This window comes from Bacillus timonensis (assembly GCF_004799755.1).
In the GTDB taxonomy this organism is placed as follows: domain Bacteria; phylum Bacillota; class Bacilli; order Bacillales; family Bacillaceae_L; genus Ferdinandcohnia; species Ferdinandcohnia timonensis_A.
In genome coordinates this window covers 53,375-74,526 of sequence record NZ_SLUB01000008.1, presented here as the reverse complement: position 1 = coordinate 74,526, position 21,152 = coordinate 53,375, and the positions used below count along the sequence as shown (strand labels likewise).

The window sequence follows — 21,152 nt, the reverse complement described above, 5'->3', positions numbered from 1 at the left end:
TTCTCCTCCCTTAGGAAAGTTGCAATTCGGCACTTGTATTTTTGACGACATCTTCGACTGTAAAAGGAGCCATTACTTCAAGTAAATGAAGGCCATCTTCCTTCACCTCAATTACAGCCATATCGGTGATGATGAGATTGACACAGCTTTTCGAGGTGAGTGGAAGACTGCATTCCTTGACAATTTTGGAGTTTCCATGCTTGTCGATATGATTCATTAAGACAATGACTTTCTTCGCTTTTTGTGCTAGCTCCATTGCTCCGCCCATACCTGGAACGCGTTTGCCTGGAACAATCCAGTTAGCGAGGTCACCTTTTTCGCTGACCTGAAGCGAGCCTAAAATGGTGATATCAATATACCCGCGACGAATCATGCCAAAAGCAATTGAACTATCAAAATAGGAAGAACCGATTGCTGTTGTGACTGGGTATCCGGCAGCATTGCAAAGATTCTCGTCTTCACAACCCTTTTCTGGGCTTGGACCAATCCCTAAAATGCCGTTTTCTGCATGGATCATGACATTTATGCCAGCAGGTAGGTGATTTGGAACGAGGGAAGGAATCCCTATTCCTAAATTCACAATCATTCCATCTTTAATCTCTTGGGCTGCTCTCTTGGCGATTGCGTTGCGAATATCTACTCCCATACCCATTTCCAATTCACCCCTCTGCTTTCGATGATCATATCGACATAAATTCCAGGCGTCACAATTTCCTCTGGGTCAAGTTCAGAAAGTGGAACAATTTCTTCAACCTCGGCTATCGTGAATTTACCTGCCATTGCCACAAGCGGATTCATATTTCGAGCACTTTTGTCATAGACAAGGTTTCCAAATGGATCGGCCTTTTTCGCAAAAATAATGGAAACATCAGCAGTTAGTGGCTTTTCTAAAAGATAATCTGTACCGTCAACGTGAATGATTTGTTTCCCATTTGATACAATTTCATTATCAATACCTACATCTACTAAAATACCACCAAGTCCTACTCCACCTGCACGAATTCGTTCCGCAAGCGTCCCTTGTGGGGAAAATTCAATTTCCATTTTTCCTTCCGTCATTAATTGTCCTGCAACCGGGTTTGAACCAATATGGGAGACAATGCATTTTTTTGCATGACCGCGGCTTACGAGTTTTCCAATTCCAATGTTTGGAAAACCCGTGTCATTTCCTATCAAAGTCAAATCTCTGACATTTTTCTCAAGTAACCCATCAATGAGAGTCGGGGGGCTTCCTATCCCACCAAAGCCCCCAAACATTACGGTTGTTCCATCATTGATACGTTCGAGTGCCTCTTCTAGAGTTGAAATTTTATTGTAGCGATTTTCAATCAATCTATGACACCTCCATATTATGCTGATATGACACCATTATTCCTTAGTTCCATTTCCACATCCTTTAATGTTTGATCAAGGAGTTCGATTAGCTCATCGACTTGATTTCTTGTGATTGTTAGTGGTGGAGCAACAAGGACGGCATCACCACCAATACCTTCGATCCCAGCAGCTGCTGGATATAAGAGAAGACCATTATGCTGCCCTTGAGAAACTATAAGTGACGTTAGATCAATCTCCTTTTTAAAAGGAAATTTAGTAATCATATCTGACACAAACTCAATCCCACACATCAGTCCTTTTCCGCGAACATCACCTATAATTGGATGGTTATTTTGTAATTCTTGTAGTTTTGTAATGAGATATTTTCCTTGTTTCTCAGATTTTTCAACGAGATGATGAGTCTCGATGTAATCAACAACCGCTAAAGCAACTGCTGCAGATTGAGGGTTTGCACTATAGGTGTGTCCACTCATGATGAGCTTTGACCCCTTCTGTATGGGTTCCATTACCTTTTCACTTACGAGGGTCGCAGCAACTGGTGTGTAGCCTGCACTCATCCCTTTACCGAGGGCTATGATGTCAGCCTCAGTATCCCAATGCTCAAGGGCAAACATTTTACCGGTACGCCCCATACCGGTCATGACCTCGTCGGCGATAAATAAAATGTCATGCTTTTCGCAAATTTCTTTAATGACTTGATAATAGCCTTCAGGCGGGACAATCGCCCCACCTGCTGCACCGATAATTGGTTCGGCGATAAAGGCTGCAATATGTTCCGCACCAATCCGATTGATTGCCTGTTCCAACTCTGTTGCACACATATGGTTACAGGACGGAAATGTGGCATTAAATGGACACCGGAAACAATACGGTGGATGAATGGTTGGGAAGTCCTCTAATAAAGGAACGAAGCGGGCTCTTCTTCCGCTATGTCCGGACATAGAAAGCGCACCGATCGTGATTCCGTGATAACTCATCCAGCGGGATAAAATTTTGTTTTTTCCTTTAATGCCTTTTTCCTGCCAATATTGAATGGCAATTTTCATTGCGGTCTCTGTAGCCTCAGAACCGCTGTTCACAAAAAAAGACCAGTATTCACCGCCTTTTGCTAAGTCACTTAGTTTTTTGGCTAATTGTTCAGCGGGCTCACTTGTGAATTGTGACCTGTATACAAATGATATTTTGTGAGCCTGTTTTTCAATTTCTTCAATGATTTCCTTGACTCCATGACCGATACTTGCCGTGATGGCCCCTGATGATCCGTCGATGTATCTTTTACCGTTTGTATCATATAAATAGATTCCATCACCATGGCTGATCATCGGATAATCCTTATCCAATAAAGGTTTTATCAAGCGGGTTTCGTCCATTACGAACCCTCCTCGCCAAAAATGGTATTGCCGAGCAGCTTAAAATGTAAGCGTTTAAATAATTAAAAAGCCTATTATTACATCATATGTATGTATAGAATGATAATTTCGTTATTCGGAGGTTTTTTCATCCAAAAGGCTTTTATGAATCCAAATAGCTGCCTGCATACCATCTCCCATGGCGATTGTGGTTTGCTCGGAATGAACCGCTATATCTCCAGCTGCCCACACATGCTTAATATTTGTCATTTTGGTTCTTGGATCTACGACGATATGTTTATTTTCTAAACGTTCAATACCGAGCTGGGTAGCAAGTTCTGAGCGGACCTCGTTTCCCCCAAACGCCAAAAATCCACGTTCTCCTTCCATGATTTTGCCGCTTTTCAAGCGTACCCCTTTAAAATCAGAGGTTTTTTCATCAAGTAAAATCTCCTCCACTTCATCTTGGATATGAGTAATCTCCTTTTCCTCCAACTTCAACATCACTTCATGGTCTAAGTTACTCCAGTCATGATTGATGAAGGTAATATTTCTTGTAAAATAGGATAACGTCAGTGCCATATTCGCCCCGGTTTTCCCAGAACCGATAACTATCACATGCTTATCAACGACTTCATAGCCGTCACAATCAGGACATACATAGACAGTTAGACCAAGGCATTTATAAATGTTTTTAATGGCAGGAATATTGTCCTTTACGCCGGTTGCAAGTAGTAATCGTTTTGCTAAAAATGCATCGCCACCCCGACATTGGAGTTGAAAAGTATCTTGGTTTTTATCGATGTTTACTACTTCATTTTGAATAAACGAAACACCGTAACGTTCAGCATGCATTTTCCCTAGATTTCTTAATGTTTCCCCACTGACTCCATCTGGCCAGCCTAAGATGTTGTGGTAGTTTCTACAAATTGTGGAACGACCATCATTTGAATCAATGACGGCGATTCTATGTTTATACCTTCCAAGTTGAATCGCTGCCTGTAAACCAGCAATTCCCCCACCAATAATGATGACATCGTATTGATTATCCATTCTCTCACCTCAATAAAGACATGTACCTTTTATCATTTGTTTTGAGGGTAATATTCTATTCAAAAAAACACCCGGTTAACATAATGTTTTTATGATAAACCTTCGTACACTTTTCAATAGTAGTTTACATTTTATTGCTATCACAAATAAAAATGGCTCCCTTCACTTTTAGTGAAAGGAACCTCTCTATTCATTGCTTTGTATATTTTTAACGTACCCAAGAAGCTCCAACAATAATTAATAAGATAAATAGTACGACAATTAATACAAAGCCATGGTGATAGCCATAACCACCATATCCATATCCATGCCCATATCCGTCATAACATCCGCATCCGCCGTAGTACATAGTGTCATCTCCCTTTCTTTTTCTTTACACTGTATGATATGAGCCTATGGGTTGTACTGTATGTGCTAGTGCCTATTTTTGCCTAACTTTTATTTATTATATAAAAATAGTATAGTAGACAAAGAGTTTGATTGTATTTTTATACATATTGTTTTATAATAATCCGTAGAAAACCTATAAAAAGAAAGCAGGGGCATTATGAAACCAGAAATACTAACGGCTATCGAAGAAAATAAAGATCGTTTTTACGAAATCAGTGCATATATTGGGGCAAACCCTGAGCTTGGTCATGAAGAATTTAAAGCGTGTAAAATTTTAACCGACGAACTCAAAAAACAAAATTTTAATGTGGAAATTGGAACTGCAGGTCTTCCTACTGCGTTTGAAGCGACATTTGACAGTGGTAAACCAGGTGCAACAATTGGAATCATGTCAGAATATGATGCATTACCCGAATTAGGCCATGCTTGCGGACACAACTTAATCGGAACAATGGGAATCGCGGCTGGAATTGGCTTGTCAAAGGTTCTTCATGAAACTGGCGGAAAAGTGATTGTGTACGGTACGCCAGCTGAAGAAACAAAAGGTGGAAAAGTAACCATGGCAGAGCAAGGTATATTCGAGCAACTCGATGTAGCCATGATGGTCCACCCGCTGAGCCACTACGAAAAAAGCGGTGCATCCCTAGCTATGGATGCCATCCAATTTGAGTTTTTCGGGAAAGCGGCACATGCAGCAGCAGCCCCACACGAAGGAATCAATGCCCTTGATGCAGTGCTCCAAACATTTAGCAGCATCAACGCATTAAGACAGCATATTACATCAGACGCACGTATTCATGGAATTATTTCTGAAGGTGGAAAAGCTGCAAATATCGTACCGGATTATGCAGTGGCACAATTCTATGTCCGCGCTGCTTCTCGTACTTATGTCAACGAGCTCGTGGAAAAAGTAAAAAAATGTGCCCAAGGTGCTGCCCTACAAACAGGTGCAACAATGGAATGGTCATTTTATGAATTTTCCTATGATGACATGGTGACAAATGAAACTTTTTCCGACGCTTTTACGGATACATTAATTGAATTAGGAGTGAATCCGGAGGAAATTCACGAACGCGCAGAAGGTGGTTCACTAGATATGGGGAATGTAAGCCACGTCGTTCCTTCCATCCATCCGTATATAAAAATATGTGATGAACCATTTGCATGTCACACACACGGTTTCCGAGAGGCTGCCTTAAGCAACCAAGGAAAAGAAGCCATGATCCTCGGTGCCAAAACCATGGCCCTAACAGGCTATAAAATTTTAACCGAGCCACAATTACTAGAAAAGATAAAAAAAGAATTTGCGAATAAATAACCACAGGGACGGTTCTCTTGGCACCCTTAGTCATGGAATCGTCCCTTTTATTTTCTAAATTGTGTCGGTGTCATACCTGTTTCCTTTTTAAAAACTCTCGTAAAATAAGAGGGATCGTCGTATCCCACCATCCATGAAATTTCCTCAATCGTGAGGTTCTCTGTTTCAAGTAAAAATTTTGCCTGGTTGATTCGAAGCATTTGCTGAAATCCAGTTATTGTATATCCTGTCTCCTGCTTAAATTTCCGTGAAAGATGACTAACATTTACATCATTTTGCACGGCAAGGTTTTCAATATTTAGTTGCTGATCGTAGTAGCTTGTAACATGTTCAATGACCTTTTGAATAATAATGGAGTACTGTTTTAAGGAGTGAGAGTGCACCAAATCACAGTAATCCCCAATCATCTGGTCTTCGATTTGATAAAGTTTTCCTAATCGATCAACCTTTTCAATCTTAAGCGCATAGTCCTCAGAAATTCGATGTACCAAAATAGATGCCACTTGCCCTCTTCTTGCAGCCGTTCGTAGTAATGTATTCAAGACAATTAAATTATTTTTCAACCTTCTAATCGGTTGATTTGGAAATCTCTCTGCAAACGAAAATAAGAGATTATTTGAATTGATTAATTGTAATGCTTGCTTTTTGTTCCCCATTTCCACCGCTCGCAGAAAATCCTTTTCGATTTTATATCGTAATTCAACCAAATCATGTTGATTGATTTCCTCATTACTTGATTGGCTGACATTCCGCTCATGATTAATCGTATAATCAATAGCTACAGGAACTGTCTCGTCCATCAAACTTCGAAATTGCTGTAAAACACTTGTAAAGCTTTTAATTTTCTCTCCAGTAAGAATCGAGATTTTTTTAGCAACATTCCGCAATTCTTCACTTTCCGTTCGAGTTAAATGATATTCTCTCGATACCTTAAAAAAATCAGGTGCTTTTTCATAAAAGGGGCCTAATAGTATACAAAATTTCATTCCATTATAATGAAGAGCATATCCAAAAAATTGCAAATCCCATTCATTATGTAAAATATAGACCTGATCCCCCCTCATTTTGGATAATGTTCCAAAAGCTGCATCCCGCGTTTCTTCGATAAACATGGGCAATTGCACCAGTTCTTGACTGTACAAATACGAACCCTTCTCATCCAATACATAACTATTTAAATCTGTAATATAGTGTAATTTTATCGTTGTTGAAATAATAGTAGATGTTTCCAATACAGTTATCCTCACAAAAGTCCTATTTTTATCAAAATAATCCTACATTGTATCATGATGTATTTATTATACTAATATCATAATGCAAGAAGCAATTCTTTTGAAAACGTTTGATAATCTTAGAAAATTGTGAGGTACTACTATGAATCATACAACGAAAAAGAAAGAACAATCAAAATTAGCAATGGTTTTAGATGTGATTTCCGGAAGCTTTGCTCCTATCATAGGAATTCTTGCCGGTGCCGGTCTTTTGAAAGCGATGTTATCCGTACTTGTCATGTTTGATTGGCTTTCAATTGAAAACGGTTCATACATCGTTCTATCTGCAGCTGGTGATGCCGTATTCCACTTTCTCCCTGTATTTCTTGGGATCTCAATTGCAATAAAATTAGGTGCAAACGGTTATGTGGGTGGAGTTATTGGTGTTTCGATTTTAAGTCCTGAAATTGTTCATCTTGTTGAAAATGGTGTTGACTCACTTGAATTTTTTGGACTACCTGTTTTACTTTCTGATTATTCGTCAACAGTTTTCCCTATTTTTATGGCTATTTTTGCCTATGCAGGGCTAGAAAGAATGTTGAAAAAAGTCATTTATAAAGATATTCAATTATTTATGAATCCATTGCTATCTCTTGTAATAATTGTTCCTTTAACCCTTCTCGTATTTGGACCTATCGGGACATTATTAGGAGAAAGTCTAGGTACATTAATCACGTTCCTAAGTGATAAAAGTGGTTTATTAGCAGGTGCCGTTCTCGGAGGGGCTTGGACATTCTTAACAATTGCAGGTTTACATTGGACAATCATTCCACTAGCAATCGCAAACCTTGCAACAGGACCAGACCCAATTATCGGGATGGCTGCAGCAGCTCCATTTGCACAAATCGGGATTGGTATTGCTGTCTTTTTGAAAACGAAAGACAAAGATTTAAAAGCACTTGCTGCAAGCGGAATAGTTCCAGGTTCCTTAGCTGGAACAACTGAAGCGATCAACTATGGAATTATTTTACGCTATAAAAAAACGATGGTTTATGTCTTAATCGCAGCAGCCGTCGGTGGAGCAATAAATGGAAGCCTAGGTGTTGTAATGAATTCATTTGTTCTACCAAGTGTTCTTTCAATTCCAGCTTTCACCCCTATCTTGCCATTTTTAATTGGTATTGCTGTTGCGTTTGCATTAGGTTTCATTTTCACCTATGTATTCGGATTTGAAGGAAAAACAGAAAAAGCGAAAGATAATTATGATCTAATCATTGTAAGACCAGAGAAGATTAGTAGCCCATTACACGGTAAGGTAGTACCATTAACTGAGATCAAAGAGCCTCTATTTGCTACTGAATCTGTTGGAAAAGGAATTGCAATTGAACCTGAAGATGGAAAAGTCGTGTCTCCAGTCGATGGAGTTGTCACTACTATCTTTCCTACTGGTCATGCCATTGGGGTTACATCAAAAGACGGAGCTGAAATTTTAATTTGTATCGGAATTGATACCGTAAAGTTGAAAGGTCAGTATTACCAAGCACATGTAAAGCAAGGTGACCATGTGAAACGTGGAGATCTGCTGATTACCTTTGACTTACAGCAAATCAAGGCAGCGGGGTTTGAAACGACAACTCCAATTGTCATTACGAATTCAGAAAAATATGTAGATGTAAAAGCTCCTAATTTGGGCAATGTGAATACGTTAGAAGATTTACTACAATTGAATATTTAAAATCGAATCGGGATGGTTCTCTTAATCAAAAGAGGATCATCCTTTTTTCTAGTTATTGGAAGATAGACAAGATGTAATCTACCTGTAACGAAACTGTAATACTAATCTACTTTTTTAGTTCATAGAAATGAGTCATAGAGAGTTACCCAGTAATACTATGACTAGGAGGACTATGACTATGAAAAAAATAATATTTGGACTAGCTATCTTTATTGCTTCTCTATTTTTTGCGGATCAAGCATTTGCCTATACAGTTCAAAAAGGTGACACGATGTCTGAAATTGCACGAAAGCATGGTATGACATTACATGAATTAGCAGTAATGAACCCACAAGTGGAAAATTTAGACCTGATTGTTGTCGGGGAGAATATAAATACGGAAGTAACGAATGATCATGGACCAACATTATTTGAAGGAATGAATGTTGAGAAAATAGAAGAAGTTGTTGTTGCACCACAAGAAACGGTAAAAACAGAGAAAGTAGTGACAGAGGTTAAAAGTGTTTCAACTAACTATAGTTTTTCTACTGAAGAGTTAGACTTATTAGCGAGAATTGTACGAGCTGAGGCTCAAGCGGAGCCATTTGAAGGAAAAGTTGCAGTGGCGGCGGTCGTATTAAATCGTTTAGAAAGCCCGAAATTCCCAGACACAATACGAGGTGTCATATATCAGCGTGGTCAGTTCCAACCCGTACGAAATGGGGCAATCAATAAACCTGCAGATGAAGAGTCGAAACGAGCTGTGCAAGCAGCACTATCTGAAATGAGACATATTGCAAAAGAAGCGTTGTTCTTCTACAACCCTACCATTGCCACAAGTCGTTGGTTGGACTCGAGAGCAACCGCTGTGAAAATAGGACGACATGTGTTTAAGTATTAAATTGTGTTGTATTGACTTTCGAAAATAAGCTAGGAAACCTAGTTGGTTGATTAGGTTGCCTTTTCCAAAATAGATTAAATGCCTGAGCCCATAATATGACATAGGGTTCAGGCATTTTTGGTTTTCTATTTTTTCTATCTCATTTTCAGAAACTGCAAGCGCTGATTAAATAAGGTCGGATAGGATAAAAATCCGAGCATAACGCTTGTTACGGCTGCTGTTGTTAAGAGTAAAAAGAGAACGAGCAATTGAAATTGAACAGCTTGAATTGGACTCGCGCCTGCAATGATTTGTCCACTCATCATCCCTGGAAGTTGAACAAGCCCGATTGTCTTTTGGCTCTCGATGGTTGGAATCATACTCGCCTTAATGGATGTAATGAGTTGTGTATGAATTGCTTGTTTTGGCGTCCCACCTAAGGATAGTATGAGCTCCGTCTGTTCTTGATGCGCATCCACCTCTGCTGTGAACCTGTTTAAAAAGAGGATTGCTAGTACCATCGAATTTCCGACTACCATACCACTGATTGGAATGATATATTGTGCGGTTGCCGGTGTAATCTTAAACCCTAATAGAATAACCTGGGTGAGAACCTCCAAAAAAACCAAGGTTGAGGCAATTTTCCAAGTGATACCCTTGATTGCCTTTCCTTTTTTCCGTGCGTTTTGTGTAGCAGCAACGATCATGACAACTACCATTAGAAAAATATAGATAAGACTTTCCGTCTCAAAGACAAATTTTAAAATATAGCCAACTGCAAAAAGCTGAATAATGGAACGAACAACCGCAATTGTAGTGTCTTTTTCCAAACCTAGGTTAAAGGTTTTCGATAAAAATATCGGGATGAGAACAAAAATGAGAGCGATAGCCAATGCAAGTGTACTCATGCCATCTCCCCCTTCACAAATTGTTGTACTTTTTCATGGGTAGGAGATTTCAGTAAAGTACTCTCCCCCGTTTCAATCACTTCCCCTTCCATTAAGACCCACACGTAGTTTCCTATATCGATGGCTTGTTGGAGATTATGGGTAATCCAGATCATGGTAACCTTGTACTTCTGATTAATTTTTACGATTAGTTCCTCGATTTCGGTTTTAGAGACTCGATCTAGTGCCGATGTGATTTCATCCAACAACATGATTTTTGGATGATTCACAAGCGTGCGTGCAATAGATACCTTTTGACGTTGTCCACCTGATAAATCTCGAACATCACGATGTAAATATTCCTCTTCTAATCCAACGTCCTCTAACAGCTCCTTCGCTGTTTGTTCTTCCAGTTTTTTACCTTGGAGTGTCTGTGGTAAAGCTAAGTTCTGAAAAACTGTCCCGTTTATCATTGGTGCATTTTGCAGAGCAATTCCCACAATTCTCCGCAATGCCACCGGATCATATGTATCGATGTTTTTTTCTTTTACGTACATTTCACCAGAACTTGGAGACAAAAGACCATTACAAAGCTTTAGTAACGTTGTTTTCCCCGCTCCAGATGGTCCAACCAAGGTCGTAATGGTTCCTTCATAAAAGGAACCTGTTATATTTTTTAAAATATGTTTATTGTCCGCGTGAAAATCCACCCGGTTAAAATGAATGGCTGGTTTTAATGTTTGCACTTACTCACTTCCTTTAACTCGCTATCTATAAGATATCATATAGGTCACTTTACTGGAAAAATTTTAATTTATTTTGTATAGTATGTACTTTTTTTGTCAAACACAAATTAAAACCCGGGTTAAAAAAAAACGGAGACTGTATACAAGACAGTCTCCTTAATTGTAAAAGGTTGTACCGTAGTACAAGTTTATTCTGGACTTCACCATAATTATCCAAAAGTTTATGTATATTACACTTATAAACTAATTGTTTTTCCAAAAATCGCCAAATGTTATATAATAAACCTCTTTTGTAATAGGAGTTTTACCAAGTATAACCAAAGGTCATATTAAATCCACAAGATATATAAGGTTTATTTCCAGACATACCCAAAAGTCATATCATAAACCTGTTTTATGCCGCACCTTTTCCAACTAATTCCAAAAGACCTTTTAAAACACAAGTTTTTATATAAGATTTTCAAGGTGCACTTGTTACCTTCCCACACCAACATCTACTGTTAGTTCTTCATGATAAATCCACTCATTTTGTTCAGGCGTTGTCGCACCAATCCATACAAACAATGGATCTGGTCCATGAGAACCATTGAAGGTGACGACGAGATGTTTGTAGATTTTGAGATTAAACTCATCATCTTCCCGAAAAAAGGAAAGTTGTGGATTGTATAAGCGATTTCCTTCCGTGTACTCGTTGCGGTACTCACTGTATTCTGGTAGATCTTCTGGTCGCTTCACTTGGCTGAAGGTGACGACAATTTTTCGAGTTTCAAAAAATAGCGATACATATTCGTAGGATAAACCAGCCGTTCGAATTTCGGGTGTTACATTCAATTCTGGGTGTTGATTCGCGATGTGGTAGATGGAGTCGAACACATAAGAGGCGCGTTGTCTAGAGATGAAGTTTCTTTCAGTGACGAGGGCGGATTTCCCCTCTCTATCCTTATAAAAACGCTCTAATCCATTTGTAATCCCGTTAATAATCAATTGCTTTTCTGCACTGCTTAAATAGAATTCATGACTTGAATCTAGCAAGAATCGAACCTCCCTATTCAATCATTTTTCTCATTATACCTTTATAGGGATGTCGAAAAGTGTTAGATTCTGGAAAACTCAAGCAACTTATAGTTAGTATAGTGTAAAATAAGTAAAAAGGAGCAACTCTATTTTTTAGAAAGTTACTCCTCTACATTAAATATCAGTAGATTACCCTAGTAGTTCTTTTGTTGCTTGTATCCATGTTTTTGCCATCAGCATATTCCCTGAAGTGTTCATATGAACACCATCTATAGTAAGCGGAAATTCCTTTTTATATTTTAAAAATGAAAGAAATGCCTGATGAGTTGGAACGTTGACTGCATGATGTTTTTTTGCAAGTTCATGGATGATTTCTATATATGGCTTTAACATAATATTTCCTTTTCCCTGAATATCTTCTGATATGACAGTGGGTTCCATTAAAATAATAGATGCATTGGTTTTTTTCTTGGTATTTATAAGAAGATACTCAAGTACTTCTTCAAACCTATTGGGTAATACTTGTTCTATTTCTGGAGAATCCACTTGCCTCCAAACATCATTGATCCCAATTGATATCGAAACAATATCCGGATTATGGGAAATCACATCACTGTCCCACCGCTCGGCTAGGTCTGTTATTCGATTACCACTAATCCCTTTGTTTATAATGTCCATATCCCTATTTGGGTAGGTTACCTTCAAATAATCATGTAGCAACCTTACATAGCCAGTTCCGATCGAATCACTCTCACTCATCCCCCACCATGTAATACTATCCCCAATAAAAACAATTCGCTGTTTCATACTTTCCTCCATACTATTGTAGTTTATCTGACACTTGCTCTACCTTTTCCATCCATTCACGTAAGTAATACTCAAGTATTTCACACACATAATAAATATAAAAAGTTATCATACTGGATGGGTCTTTAATTTCTGATATGAAATCGTCTTTAAAAGGTTCAAGTTCATTTTTCCATTTAGTAAGGTCAGAGATAATAAGATGTATTTCATCACATTCTTTTACTTTTTCGGGATCTATTATCCGACTTGGAAATAAAGGGAAGTTCCATTTCGATACCTCTGATAGTACCGACTCCATTTTCTTAAGTACTTTCTTGACCATTATTTGACGTTCATTAAAGATCGAGTAAAAGTCCCCTTCAATTTCGTCAAAGCCATCGCCCCATGTTAATCGTGCAAAATAATAACTGTTCATTAACTGTATAGATTCCCATGGATACTGAAAATCTAATACATTGGCATTTTCTTTAGGAATGTATGGAACGATTAGATTGACTATTTGGTTGATTCCCAACTTCGAATACAAATTAATATCTTCATGAATCCTTTGAAATAAAGGTGGAAAAAGATTGCCTAACATAAAATGGTCACTATAGTATTCAAAAATAGTTATATTCTTTTGAGTAGCTTTCGTTGCTTGACGCCATTTATGTAAAGCCTCAAATGCTCTTTCCTCCTTTTTAAAAGATTGCTGATAGTTTCTACCCCAGAATGCGAATAACGTATCAACTGTTTTCGAACTATCGAAACCATCTGGTAGTTCTAACATATCCCATGATAAACCGGCATTGTAAGCTATATGTTCTACTTCAATACGAGGAATGTGCTTTTTTAATTGTTCAGTAAATGCAATGTATTTTGTTAAGAAATCCTGGTCATTCTTTATCCCTATATCTGCTGGCCATAGGGATACTCTATTAATAGAAGATGTTTTGGTGATTTCGTTTTTTATTTTATCAATCAGTAAACCTTTCCAACTATCATCTGAGTAATTAATCTGCTTTTTATCTGAAATTGAGATATCACTTAATAAGTAGTGCATGCTGTGGCCGCCGATTGTAATTGTTAACCCACGCTTTTCTATCTCTTTTTCTATTACTGGTTTTACCTTGTCCCATAGCATAAAAGTAAAAAACAATTCATTAACATAGTGTTTTGCTGCCCAATCTATCATTTGTAAAAGAAATGAAGTGTCACTATAATTTTCAATAACTAGACCTCTTCTAACCATCTTCCCACGGTGACTTGAAGATTTTTTAAAACTAACATCTCTGAAGTCAACTTTTTCTTCAGATGAAAAGTGAACCCATTTATATCCAAATAGTTTTTTACAAGTATGATAAACACCATAAAGAACGGACCTAGGATTTGAACCGATGATATAAATTTCGTTTTCCTTTTGTACAACTTGAAAAGCGTCAACTATTGGATTTTCCTTTAATGTTGCTCGTTCTACTAAGCCCTTTTCAATCAAATCTTGTTCCACCCCTAACACAAAAGAATAAGGAATGGACCGCTCGACTTGTTTGATATACTTGAGCAACTCTTCTTTTGCAAAAACTACAGATATGTTATCAGAAAGAATGCTGCATCTAACCGACATTGTGCACCTCCTCACACTAATCCAGTAATGATTGATCTATTTCTCTTAAAATAAGTCCTGAAAGGATGATTGCATTCGTCCATCCACTTTCTATCACATATGCTCCCCAGCCAGTGTCACCATTATTGCCAAAGTACTCACCACTTTCTAGATGAAAAGAGCGCATCCAGCCACCATTAAACTCCAGTTTTGGAGAAGTAATTTGAATGCTAGATAAAAAACGAACAAGCTTTTCATAAAACTTTTTCACTGTTGGGTCGCACGTAGCTTTCCATGCCTCCCATGCATTCATGAGCAAAAAGTTATTCGTATACAATTGATCCGCAATCCCTTCCCCGTTCATTCGGAACACTCCTGTATCCTCTGTACCATAACGGTCAGGATCTGGATTATCACGTTCCTCAATTCCACCTGATTCATGTTGATTTTTAGCTAAGTAATCAATTACTTCATGTAGCTCTTTTAGTATGGTTTCATCCTTTGTAACGGCATATACTTGTGCTAAGGACAATAAGAATCTACTATATCCAGCCGTTTTACTATACATAAACTTTAAATCTCGTTTATTATCAAGCAATGTTAACGTACCTTGATATGCAGTTTGTAAAAAGGTGTCATCCTTTGAGACAAGATAAGCTTGGATAAATGTCGAATGAACGATTGCTTCAAAATGGGGATTCATACTGGACATGGTTGAATTTCTGAAATATGCGGTCCCATGGTCAAGTAATTCTTTTTCCCGAATACACTCCGGTCGAAGTCCGTTTTTATTTTGTGTGTGTAAAAGAGCATAAGCTGTTAATAAGCCTCTCTCTTTGTATTCTGTATTACCGGTTTTACGGTATAGATATAATAGAACAAGTGCTACCCAACTATTATCATCGGAAAATAGTTGATCTGGTTTTTCCTTCGGGCTTTGAAACCATTTCCAGAAACCATACGTAGCTGAATCAGGATCTGTATCCTGATAGCCTGCTTCAAATAAGTAGTTTAGTAAATTTTGAGACCTCTCTATCCATGTAGGTTCATTCGTATATTTTCCATAAAGGTAAAATAAAAGCGCAGTATGTGCATGGCAATCCGGACGGAAATCCTTACTAATATCGCTTCGAATGGAATGGACATTTTCATAAATTCCAAGACTTCCATCTTCCTTCGGCAAAATTCCCGAGGTTAAAAACCAATTCATACCCTTTTCAATAGTTTTTTCAAGATTGTTTTCCTTTGAAGGCTGAATAACCAATTGTTTGCTTTTTAATGGCAAGTGATACTCCATTTGCAACCATTTCATAACTTGGTTCCATAGCCAATTAGGTCGTAACATCCAATTGTGGTCATTGCCCAAAAAAGAAAAAGTCGAAAAAATGGTTCTTCCTTTCCCATGATTTTTAACAACAATACCAGGATATTTCCCTTCTTCTTCCGTACAATGTGTCTCTCTAAAATGACCGATATTTAGCAGTCTTTCGGTGTCGAAAGTAAAGCCTGTTAAAAAGGGACCATGCCATTCGAGAAGCTGTCCTTTTTTACAAAGGGAATTATCACGTGAAATCACCAGTTTTTCTAAACGGCAATGGGTCACCGAAAAGTTTTGCTTGAACCCAAAAAGACGAGAGGATGGGAAGTCATCACAATTGATGAGCTCCCCATACAAAATCCCACCATGTTCCACAAAGTTCCATAGCTTTTCAAGTATCTCATATGACAATTTCATTGGTTTTCCTTTGTTTAGACCATTAATAAAAATACATGTATATTGATGGAGATCTTCATGTAAAAGTTCATTGATATTTGAAAAATAATGATTGAAGCGAACTAGATTCTTCATTTCCATACTTTTGTCGACTAGTGCGATCATTCCGTATCACCACTTTTATTCTTAGATCATATTTTATAAATTTTTGGCCACTCAAGTTCAATTCCCGCTTTCACTAAACGCGACTGGAAGTCCTTTAATTTTTCTTCTATATGTCTCACTTCATGCGGGATAATGTCATGGTCAATACAATATGCTGCAAGATGACCTGCTGCTTCTCCGATATTCCATTCCACCGGATGAAGTCGATAACAACCATTCGTAATATGAGTAGTCCCAATATTTTTACTGGCTGGCAACAAATTTTTAACTCGAATAGGCAGTAAACTTCCGAGTGGAATTTGGAATGGATGAGAAGAAAAATCAATATATGTATTCATTCCTGTACTCGGATGCAAGTCTAAGCGATAACTTCCGATTCCAACACTATCAGGAAAATACGTTGCACTTTCTTTTCCTTCCAATTCACCACTGACATGTTGTTCCTTTACTGTAAATTGGGCTTTTATTCTCCTCGATTCACGGATATAAGGATACATAGCCAAGCCATCTTCTGTTCCTAAAATATCCTTTCTTAACCTAATCCCAGGATACCCTTTTCCACCATCTGGCCGAGGTGCTTCCGTTTGCATCCAATAAAGTAAAGACAAGCTTAATTGTTTGGCATTATTTAGATGTTTTTCTTTTTCTTCTTCAGTTACGTCAATAATAGGACCTAACCAGTAATCATTTTGTGGCCAATTGACGATTGTAATATCACTTTGAAACGTACCTTCTTCAAAATTATTTTTATCGATAATTCTCCGGTAATTCCATAGTGAAAAGCGATTAGGCTCGTAAAATAAAGAATACTCAATCGGTTCCAATGTATGAGGGACAACCCCCCACCAGCTTAATTGTTTGGCTGGCCAGAATTCAGCTTGATAGTTTTTCCAAAACTCATATTGAGCAGGCTTTTCAATTGTATGATTTTCTCCATCTATATGATCAATGGCAAAGCAGTATGTAAACGCCTGCATATTAAAGGGTTCTGCATCCTTTGGTGCATGAGCTTCAGCGGTTTCATCCTGAGATTCAGCACCAATTACATACTCTACACCAGCAAGTGGTAATACATCCCCCATTTCTGTTGCATCCAAAAAGTACTTTCCCTTTAAATGGTAGGTATTTCCTGAACTAGAATGCTGAACGGTAACAGCTTGAACGTAATCTTGATCTGTTTCAGCTGTTATTATTTTATATTCTGATAATAAGGTTAGTTTCCCATTGCTTAAATAAGGTGCTAGCATATCGTAAAGCACCCGTAAAGCAACTCTTGGCTCATGACTTATTTTACTTACAATGGCAGATCCAGGATTAAATTGATCATTTATTCGTTCCGTATTCAAAACTTGAAAATTCGTAAGATAGTATTCTCTAATTTTTTTTCGAAAAGTACGATAGCTTCTTGTGGCTCCAAAGCTTTCAATCCATGGATGCTCATCTGGTGGCACTCCTTGGTTTGTTATTTGACCACCAATCCATTTTGTCTCCTCGGTTAAGAGGACCGTTTTTCCAGATTGTAAGGCGGATAATGCAGCCGCACATCCTCCTATTCCCGCACCTACAATCACTATATCAGCTTGTAGTTCATGAAAAACTACCATTTTATCACCTCTTTTTATCCATTTAAATCAATTTTACAGGTGCTTTTTTCTCGAAAGATTGATAGGCTGCTAACGCTACTTCTACCGCTTTCATTCCTGAATGACCGGTTGCTAGAGGGGCTCTACCTTCTCTTACACTTGCAATGAAATCCTCTATCAGACCGGTGTCCATATCATCTCCCCAACCAATCCAATTGACACCCTCTTGATTGGAATAGAAATCGAATTTTTGAGAGAACGCGTCAATTTTCAAAGTACCATTTGTCCCGATAATTTCCATTGTTACATCGCCCCAGGTAGGATAGGCGCTATTTCTTGACCAACTACAATCTAGAGTTGCAAACATTCCATTAGTAAATTCCATTGTAAGGATCCCACAATCATCAATCTGATGATTGATATAGACATTTCCAATTTCTGCGTAAACTTCCTTCACTTCTGCCCCTGTAAACCATCTCATGATATCGACAACATGGACCGTATGATCGAGTACCGCTCCACCGCCTGATTTCGCCTTGTCAATAAACCAGCCACCTGGATTCGTTCCCCGATTTGTTCCCTTAATCGCTAAAATATCTCCTAATACACCTTCTTCCAACACTTTTTTAGCATGTTGAATAGGTGTATTAAATCGGACAGGGAAAGCTGTTCCTAACAGAACTCCATTTTGTTTACAAACACGAATCATTTCTTCGATATCTTTTAAATTGGTAGCTAATGGCTTTTCACATAGAACATGTTTGCCTGCTTTAGCAGCAGCAATTACATGTTGATGGTGCAAATTATTTTCTGATGTCACAATAACCGCATCGATATCAGAGTCAAGTAAATGTTGATAATTTTTATAATATACTGTGTCAAAAAGTTGTGAACTTTTAGACCCTCTTTCCTCATTTTCATCGGCTATTCCAGTTAATGTGACACCTGCCATTTCCTTTATGGCAGCTGCGTAACTATTTGCATGCATATGGGCGAAGCTAATGATTCCAATTTTCATGTCAGTTTTCCCCCTTTAGTATGACAGGTAAACCTGTTTTTATAGATTGAAGGGCAGCGACTGATATTTCCATTGCTTTATACGCATCTTCTGCTGTCACAATTGGCGTTTCATTTGTTTTCAAACTGTTCAAGAAATGCTGTAGTTCAATATAATATGGCGATCTTTTCAAAGGACTTTGAGGTACCTCTACTCCACTTTTTTCATCAATTGATTGATTAATTGAAAGTAAAACCGGTTCTTCTTTTAAACTATCATATTCGATAATCCCACTTTTACCAGCAAATTCAAATTGGGTGGAAAACGTTTGATGCCTCCATGAACCTTCAACGTGTGCGATAACTCCTGTTTTAAAAACCAATGTCACAATGGCATAGTCGAGATCAGGCAGTCCTTTCGCAAATACTCGCTCCACTTCACCAAAGTTCCAACGCAGAAAATCAAAATCATGGATGATTAAATCTAAGATCACTCCACCACTTTTTGTTTGGTCTGAATACCAATCTCTCCACCCTGCCGGAAAATGCCCGCCACGCCTTGTTCGAACGACACCAATATCACCAATTGAGCCATTTGCAACAAGTTCCTTTGCTTTTGCATACTGTGGGAAGAAACGAACAACATGCCCTATAAACAATTTCACATTTTTCTTATCACAGTACTCTAACATTTCACGTGCATCTTCAAGAGTGTAAGCTAATGGTTTTTCGCATATTACATCAATTCCATAATCCGCAGCTTTTATCACATACTCTTTATGCAAGAAAGTTGGAACACAAACATCAATCACATCAATTTGTTCCATATTATTTACCGCTTCTTCTAAAGTTTGAAAAATTTTTGTATCATGCTCACCGATAATTTGCTGAGCTTGATCGATTCGAGTGTCAACGATTCCTACAACACAAACATCTTCCATATCGTAATAAGAACTAGCATGCTCCTTCCCCATTGTTCCTGCACCAATCAATAAAACGTTTTGCATACAATCCACCTCTATCCTTTTATTCTCGAAGTTGCGTCTTTAGATGTTTTATATTTCTATCCATCCATTAGCAATTACTTTTTTATACCAGGTGTAACTTTCTTTCTGAATGCGCTCCAAAGTTTGAAAGTCTACATAAACAAGACCAAATCGTTTTCCGTAACCGTCTGCCCACTCAAAGTTATCTAATAATGACCATGCTAGATAACCAAGAATAGGAATCCCTGATTCTATAGCTCTACTCACAGCTGTTAGATGCTGCTTGTAATAGTTGATTCGGTCTTGATCATCCACTTTCCCGTTTACAAGTTCATCCATACAACAAGCCCCATTTTCCGTAATAAATAAAGGAATTTTCCCATACCGCTGTGCGAGATATTGAAACACTTTATAAAAGCCGTCTGCATAAATCGGCCAGCCTATATGTGTGTGGTTATAATCAATTTCAATATTTTCAATATCTAGTAATCCAGTATTCTCTTTAAATCGTGTGACATTACCGGAATAATAGTTGACTCCAATAAAATCAATCGGCTGTTGGATGATTTCCATGTCCCCGTCTTCAACATGAAGTTTTGCACCCTTTTTTTCAAACCAATCAATTAAATATTGTGGGTACTCACCTTTAAAAATTGGATCTAGAAACCAATCAATGTTATGGCCAATTTCTCTCCTACAAGCTTCGATATCTTCTATTCGGTTACTAAAAGGTTCTCTCCATGTGGTATTCGTTGCTGTGCCGATTTGACCTTCGATTCTTAGTTCTCGAAATACCTTAACCGCTTTTCCATGTGCCAACACCAAGTGGTGGGAAACATCCACAGCAAGCTGTAAATCCTGATATCCTGGTGCGTGTACACCTCGATAATTTGATAAAAAAGCTGCACATAAAGGTTCATTAATGGTTTGCCAATATTTCACTTTCCCATTAAACTCTCTAAAAATAGTTTCAGCATATTGGCTAAAGGCATCAACTGTATTTCGACTCGCCCAACCACCTTGATCCTGTAGGGCTTGCGGAAGGTCCCAGTGGTAAAGGGTAAGCATTGGTTCAATCCCTTTTTCCACTAACCTGTCTACCAAGTTATGATAATATTGCAAGCCTTTAGGGTTGAGTTTTCCTGTTCCATTTGGATAAATCCTCGGCCATGAAACAGAAAAGCGATACACATTTGCACCTAATCGGTCCAATAATTCTATATCCTCATGGTAAAGATGATAGCTATCACATGCGATATCACCATTATCACCATTCTTCACTTTTCCAGGGGTATGGGAAAAAGTATCCCATATGGATAACCCTCTTCCATCCTTAAATGCTGCACCTTCTACTTGATACGCTGCAGTCGCGGTACCCCATTTCATGTCTTTCGGAAAACGAATAATAGGCATACCCAATAC

General features: G+C 38.1%; 19 protein-coding genes. 3 read left to right on the top strand and 16 right to left on the bottom strand.

Features of this window, described 5'->3' with window-relative positions; translation table 11 throughout:
* Window positions 1-10: 10 nt before the first annotated feature.
* From E1I69_RS06855 to E1I69_RS06835, 5 genes are all read right to left on the bottom strand, one after another.
* Window positions 11-652, bottom strand: coding sequence for a 3-oxoacid CoA-transferase subunit B (locus tag E1I69_RS06855; protein ID WP_136378859.1), 642 nt, complete (start codon window positions 650-652; stop codon window positions 11-13).
* Window positions 637-1,329, bottom strand: coding sequence for a CoA transferase subunit A (locus E1I69_RS06850; RefSeq protein ID WP_136378922.1), 693 nt, complete (start codon window positions 1,327-1,329; stop codon window positions 637-639). Before E1I69_RS06850 ends, E1I69_RS06855 begins: the two co-directional genes overlap by 16 nt.
* Window positions 1,330-1,349: 20 nt before the next feature.
* Window positions 1,350-2,705: an aspartate aminotransferase family protein gene (locus E1I69_RS06845; RefSeq protein WP_136378858.1), complete on the bottom strand. Its 1,356-nt coding sequence runs from the start codon at window positions 2,703-2,705 to the stop codon at window positions 1,350-1,352.
* Between the two features lie 111 nt (window positions 2,706-2,816).
* Window positions 2,817-3,737 (bottom strand): NAD(P)/FAD-dependent oxidoreductase, encoded by a 921-nt coding sequence (locus tag E1I69_RS06840; protein ID WP_136378857.1) that lies wholly within the window; start codon window positions 3,735-3,737, stop codon window positions 2,817-2,819.
* Window positions 3,738-3,945: 208 nt separating this feature from the next.
* The gene (locus E1I69_RS06835; protein ID WP_136378856.1) at window positions 3,946-4,086 is read right to left on the bottom strand and encodes a YjcZ family sporulation protein; all 141 of its coding nucleotides are present in this window, start codon (window positions 4,084-4,086) and stop codon (window positions 3,946-3,948) included.
* 198 nt (window positions 4,087-4,284) lie between these two features.
* Here E1I69_RS06835 and E1I69_RS06830 point away from each other — a divergent pair, with 198 nt between their 5' ends.
* The gene (locus E1I69_RS06830; protein ID WP_136378855.1) at window positions 4,285-5,445 is read left to right on the top strand and encodes a M20 family metallopeptidase; all 1,161 of its coding nucleotides are present in this window, start codon (window positions 4,285-4,287) and stop codon (window positions 5,443-5,445) included.
* A gap of 47 nt (window positions 5,446-5,492) precedes the next feature.
* On the opposite strand, the gene E1I69_RS06825 is transcribed toward E1I69_RS06830, so the two are convergent.
* Window positions 5,493-6,677 carry a helix-turn-helix domain-containing protein gene (locus tag E1I69_RS06825; RefSeq protein WP_136378854.1) on the bottom strand — a complete coding sequence of 395 codons (1,185 nt, stop codon included), beginning with the start codon at window positions 6,675-6,677 and terminating at the stop codon, window positions 5,493-5,495.
* A gap of 142 nt (window positions 6,678-6,819) precedes the next feature.
* Between E1I69_RS06825 and E1I69_RS06820 the strand changes: the two genes are divergently transcribed.
* Complete coding sequence (locus tag E1I69_RS06820) at window positions 6,820-8,391, top strand: glucose PTS transporter subunit IIA (protein WP_136378853.1); 1,572 nt, start codon at window positions 6,820-6,822, stop codon at window positions 8,389-8,391.
* A 178-nt stretch (window positions 8,392-8,569) separates the two neighbouring features.
* The gene (locus tag E1I69_RS06815; RefSeq protein WP_136378852.1) at window positions 8,570-9,271 is read left to right on the top strand and encodes a cell wall hydrolase; all 702 of its coding nucleotides are present in this window, start codon (window positions 8,570-8,572) and stop codon (window positions 9,269-9,271) included.
* Window positions 9,272-9,405: 134 nt separating this feature from the next.
* On the opposite strand, the gene E1I69_RS06810 is transcribed toward E1I69_RS06815, so the two are convergent.
* The 10 genes from E1I69_RS06810 to E1I69_RS06765 all read right to left on the bottom strand — a co-directional run bounded on the left by E1I69_RS06810 (window position 9,406) and on the right by E1I69_RS06765 (window position 21,143).
* Window positions 9,406-10,158, bottom strand: coding sequence for an ABC transporter permease (locus E1I69_RS06810; protein WP_136378851.1), 753 nt, complete (start codon window positions 10,156-10,158; stop codon window positions 9,406-9,408).
* On the bottom strand, window positions 10,155-10,883 hold the full coding sequence (locus E1I69_RS06805; RefSeq protein WP_136378850.1) for an ABC transporter ATP-binding protein: 729 nt from the start codon (window positions 10,881-10,883) through the stop codon (window positions 10,155-10,157). Before E1I69_RS06805 ends, E1I69_RS06810 begins: the two co-directional genes overlap by 4 nt.
* 474 nt (window positions 10,884-11,357) lie before the next feature.
* Window positions 11,358-11,915: a hypothetical protein gene (locus tag E1I69_RS06800; protein WP_136378849.1), complete on the bottom strand. Its 558-nt coding sequence runs from the start codon at window positions 11,913-11,915 to the stop codon at window positions 11,358-11,360.
* Between the two features lie 171 nt (window positions 11,916-12,086).
* A complete protein-coding gene (locus E1I69_RS06795; RefSeq protein ID WP_136378848.1) occupies window positions 12,087-12,704 on the bottom strand; it encodes an SGNH/GDSL hydrolase family protein in 618 nt (205 codons plus the stop codon).
* Between the two features lie 13 nt (window positions 12,705-12,717).
* Complete coding sequence (locus E1I69_RS06790) at window positions 12,718-14,307, bottom strand: hypothetical protein (RefSeq protein WP_136378847.1); 1,590 nt, start codon at window positions 14,305-14,307, stop codon at window positions 12,718-12,720.
* A 16-nt stretch (window positions 14,308-14,323) separates the two neighbouring features.
* Window positions 14,324-16,165 carry a hypothetical protein gene (locus E1I69_RS06785; protein WP_161974849.1) on the bottom strand — a complete coding sequence of 614 codons (1,842 nt, stop codon included), beginning with the start codon at window positions 16,163-16,165 and terminating at the stop codon, window positions 14,324-14,326.
* A 26-nt stretch (window positions 16,166-16,191) separates the two neighbouring features.
* Window positions 16,192-17,769, bottom strand: coding sequence for an FAD-dependent oxidoreductase (locus E1I69_RS06780; RefSeq protein ID WP_136378845.1), 1,578 nt, complete (start codon window positions 17,767-17,769; stop codon window positions 16,192-16,194).
* A 22-nt stretch (window positions 17,770-17,791) separates the two neighbouring features.
* Window positions 17,792-18,766, bottom strand: coding sequence for a Gfo/Idh/MocA family protein (locus E1I69_RS06775; RefSeq protein WP_136378844.1), 975 nt, complete (start codon window positions 18,764-18,766; stop codon window positions 17,792-17,794).
* Between the two features lies 1 nt (window position 18,767).
* A complete protein-coding gene (locus E1I69_RS06770; protein WP_136378843.1) occupies window positions 18,768-19,751 on the bottom strand; it encodes a Gfo/Idh/MocA family protein in 984 nt (327 codons plus the stop codon).
* A gap of 48 nt (window positions 19,752-19,799) precedes the next feature.
* A complete protein-coding gene (locus tag E1I69_RS06765) occupies window positions 19,800-21,143 on the bottom strand; it encodes a GH1 family beta-glucosidase (RefSeq protein WP_136378842.1) in 1,344 nt (447 codons plus the stop codon).
* Window positions 21,144-21,152: the final 9 nt, after the last annotated feature.

Excerpts from the sequence above, each read along its gene's own strand:
- E1I69_RS06855 (WP_136378859.1), bottom strand. The coding sequence starts at position 652 with ATGGGTATGGGAGTAGATATTCGCAACGCAATCGCCAAGAGAGCAGCC.
- E1I69_RS06845 (WP_136378858.1), bottom strand. The coding sequence starts at position 2,705 with ATGGACGAAACCCGCTTGATAAAACCTTTATTGGATAAGGATTATCCG.
- E1I69_RS06840 (WP_136378857.1), bottom strand. The coding sequence starts at position 3,737 with ATGGATAATCAATACGATGTCATCATTATTGGTGGGGGAATTGCTGGT.
- E1I69_RS06835 (WP_136378856.1), bottom strand. The coding sequence starts at position 4,086 with ATGTACTACGGCGGATGCGGATGTTATGACGGATATGGGCATGGATAT.
- E1I69_RS06830 (WP_136378855.1), top strand. The coding sequence starts at position 4,285 with ATGAAACCAGAAATACTAACGGCTATCGAAGAAAATAAAGATCGTTTT.
- E1I69_RS06820 (WP_136378853.1), top strand. The coding sequence starts at position 6,820 with ATGAATCATACAACGAAAAAGAAAGAACAATCAAAATTAGCAATGGTT.
- E1I69_RS06815 (WP_136378852.1), top strand. The coding sequence starts at position 8,570 with ATGAAAAAAATAATATTTGGACTAGCTATCTTTATTGCTTCTCTATTT.
- E1I69_RS06810 (WP_136378851.1), bottom strand. The coding sequence starts at position 10,158 with ATGAGTACACTTGCATTGGCTATCGCTCTCATTTTTGTTCTCATCCCG.
- E1I69_RS06795 (WP_136378848.1), bottom strand. The coding sequence starts at position 12,704 with ATGAAACAGCGAATTGTTTTTATTGGGGATAGTATTACATGGTGGGGG.
- E1I69_RS06790 (WP_136378847.1), bottom strand. The coding sequence starts at position 14,307 with ATGTCGGTTAGATGCAGCATTCTTTCTGATAACATATCTGTAGTTTTT.
- E1I69_RS06785 (WP_161974849.1), bottom strand. The coding sequence starts at position 16,165 with ATGATCGCACTAGTCGACAAAAGTATGGAAATGAAGAATCTAGTTCGC.
- E1I69_RS06780 (WP_136378845.1), bottom strand. The coding sequence starts at position 17,769 with ATGGTAGTTTTTCATGAACTACAAGCTGATATAGTGATTGTAGGTGCG.
- E1I69_RS06775 (WP_136378844.1), bottom strand. The coding sequence starts at position 18,766 with ATGAAAATTGGAATCATTAGCTTCGCCCATATGCATGCAAATAGTTAC.
- E1I69_RS06770 (WP_136378843.1), bottom strand. The coding sequence starts at position 19,751 with ATGCAAAACGTTTTATTGATTGGTGCAGGAACAATGGGGAAGGAGCAT.
- E1I69_RS06765 (WP_136378842.1), bottom strand. The coding sequence starts at position 21,143 with ATGCCTATTATTCGTTTTCCGAAAGACATGAAATGGGGTACCGCGACT.